This window comes from Vibrio sp. G-C-1, from assembly GCF_021728015.1.
Taxonomy (GTDB): Bacteria; Pseudomonadota; Gammaproteobacteria; order Enterobacterales; family Vibrionaceae; genus Vibrio; species Vibrio splendidus.
Genome location: NZ_JAKKCR010000035.1, coordinates 1 through 1945, shown reverse-complemented (window position 1 = coordinate 1945; position 1945 = coordinate 1). Strand labels below are relative to the sequence as shown.

Annotated in this window: 3 protein-coding genes and 1 pseudogene; all 4 read left to right on the top strand. The window is 53.2% G+C overall.

The features are described 5' to 3' along the window. Window positions 1-485: pseudogene (locus tag L3V36_RS23775) on the top strand (hypothetical protein); the annotation flags it as partial. Between the two features lie 9 nt (window positions 486-494). Next, complete coding sequence (locus tag L3V36_RS23770) at window positions 495-764, top strand: hypothetical protein (protein ID WP_017082231.1); 270 nt, start codon at window positions 495-497, stop codon at window positions 762-764. Between the two features lie 147 nt (window positions 765-911). After that, window positions 912-1118 (top strand): hypothetical protein, encoded by a 207-nt coding sequence (locus L3V36_RS23765; RefSeq protein ID WP_017082233.1) that lies wholly within the window; start codon window positions 912-914, stop codon window positions 1116-1118. 127 nt (window positions 1119-1245) lie between these two features. Beyond that, window positions 1246-1945, top strand: a 700-nt coding sequence (locus tag L3V36_RS23760) for a hypothetical protein (RefSeq protein WP_237296731.1), incomplete at its 3' end; no start/stop codon positions are given.

The window sequence follows — 1945 nt, the reverse complement described above, 5'->3', positions numbered from 1 at the left end:
AATTCAAAGGCAAGGCGGCCAACGCGACGCCACTGTCTATCCAAGTGCATGCGTGGGTGAGCAACTCTCAAGCGATGCGTGTCTTGGTGCCGATGATCAAACGCGAAACCATGCCAGCCAATGCACAGGGCGAGAACGAGTTCACCAACTTGGTGACGAGTCCGCTCATCAGCATTCGTCGCATGCATTTCATGCACGATAAGATCAGCAAATTGGAAATTGAGCGCGACTTTGTCAAAGAGTACGAAGCCAACACCTTCATTTCTGAAGCCAATGCGAAACGCAATGAGCGCACGCCGCAGTCGGGGTATTTTCATTTCGACCCGATCGTTCGTGGGTTCTCCATTGATGAACTGTTTCCAACGCAGCACAGCTCTAATCTGAAGTTTTCTGTGACCACCACCGATGTCCCAGGTTCAATCCCGATCTTGGTGGAGTCGGTGAAAGTGACGCGACCGGAAATGTTGCAGAGCGGCGCGGCCTAAGGAGCGCCAATGAACGCTTTTTTTGATGATCTATTGGAGTTTGGCGCGGGTGCGTTGGATTCGGTCGGGGAAAACGCAGACTGGTTGTTTCCAACCAACGACCAATCAGCCAATCCAGACAAAACGCAGCAACCCAATCACCCTCGGGTGGATGACAAGGGCAACACGGTGACCACACCGCATGCTCAGCCAATTAAAGACAACACACTGTTGTATGTCGGTGGCGGGGTTGGTGTGGTGCTGGTCTTGATATTGGCCGCGCTGGCGTTTCGAAAATAAGGAGACGGTGATGCCGTTACTGTTTTGGGTATTGGGTGGATTTGGGGTCGGCAGCCTGTTTGGGCTGAGCGCTGGCAAAGGACTCAATAAAGTGTTGCTTGTGGTGGTGCTTGTCGCGTCACTGATGTGGCTCAAAGGAGGGAGCTGATGCTCGGATCATTGACATCATTAACCGGTGGCGGTGGCCTTCAAGGGGGCACAGCAGGACCGGCTACGTCTGGTACCTCGGGCAACACCACCAACAACAGTGGGTTTGAAGGCGGGCACATCAGCCTCGGTGAGCAACGCGGTATGCCGTGGTGGTTCATTGTGCTGATGGCGCTGTTTGCCTTGTATGCTTTGTCCAAACGGTAGCTTACAGCCAGCAAAGTGGGCGCACGTCCATCAACGGTTGAAGCCGGCACTGAGAGAGTATTACGAACACGCACAAATCAAGGTCGCACAAGGCTTAGAGGCAACGTATCAAATAAGTGACACTGTCATGTTATTGCGTGGTGAGTGGCTGAAAAACAACACCAGAGAGCTGGTTGTGGTGGCGTTAGCGGGTGATATGTCCTCCGGCACATTGGCCGCCGTCGAGCATGCGAAACAGCATGGCTTTGATTCAGTGCGAGCGCATTTTTATCGTGCAGGTGCCGAGCGATTCATGGCAAGACGATTGAAATTACCGGTTCAGGAAATTGAACGCCACGGCGATGAACGGGTTTTACAAATAAGGTTAGCGGATATGGGTGGAAGAAGTTCTTCGAAAAGTCGTCAAAGCAACACCACGACGACCACAAACACCAGCAGCAGTGCGGCGGTCGGGGGCGACAACACCGGTGTGATGCTGTCGGGCGTCAGTGACTCGGACATTAATTTGACCATGACCGATCATGGCGCGATGGCCATTGCGGGACGTACCGCCGAAGAAGCGTTTGATTTGGGTACCCAAGCGTTAAGAGTCAATCAATCGGTGGTCGGGGATTCGCTGCGCGTGGTGGATAACACCGTCGACGAAGCGTTCGGTTTTGGTTCGTCGGTCTTAGAAGAGCAATCCGAAGTCAGTCAACACGCCATTGATTCGATCAAATCGATGGCCGGCCAACAAACCGAAACCACCAAAGCGGCGATTGCCTTAGCCAACAACGCGAAAGCGAGAGAGCAAACGGGCAGCAATGAATCCGATAACTCTACGCTGA

Bases quoted from the DNA above. Each gene is read 5' to 3' on its own strand.
- L3V36_RS23770 (WP_017082231.1), top strand. From the start codon at position 495: ATGAACGCTTTTTTTGATGATCTATTGGAGTTTGGCGCGGGTGCGTTG.
- L3V36_RS23765 (WP_017082233.1), top strand. From the start codon at position 912: ATGCTCGGATCATTGACATCATTAACCGGTGGCGGTGGCCTTCAAGGG.